This is a genomic window from Sulfitobacter sp. HI0027 (genome assembly GCF_001634775.1).
In the GTDB taxonomy this organism is placed as follows: domain Bacteria; phylum Pseudomonadota; class Alphaproteobacteria; order Rhodobacterales; family Rhodobacteraceae; genus Sulfitobacter.
Genome location: NZ_LWER01000337.1, coordinates 1 through 279, shown reverse-complemented (window position 1 = coordinate 279; position 279 = coordinate 1). Strand labels below are relative to the sequence as shown.

Genomic DNA, 279 nt, shown 5'->3' with positions numbered 1-279 from the left:
AAAGGCGATTTCGCGCACCGGCCAGTCGCGCTCGACAATCTGGTCGAGATAGTCGCGTACCTCTTCGGCGGTGATATAGACCAGCGCGTCATTCTTGGGGCTGGAGGCGATGTAGCAGTTCACACATTCGATATTGCACAGGGTGCCCGTGTTGAACCAAAGCGTTTCCGCCCCGCGCAGAGCGACGGTGGCGCGCGGTTCCCCCTTGGCGGTCACCGCCGGGTTCAGGAACTTGCCCTCGTTTGCTTGCGCAGTATCTTTCATGATTGGTCCTTGCGT

Annotated in this window: 1 pseudogene; it reads right to left on the bottom strand. The window is 59.5% G+C overall.

What is annotated here, in order from left to right:
• A pseudogene (locus A3722_RS16260) lies at window positions 1-264 on the bottom strand (radical SAM protein); the annotation flags it as partial.
• Window positions 265-279 lie beyond the last annotated feature (15 nt).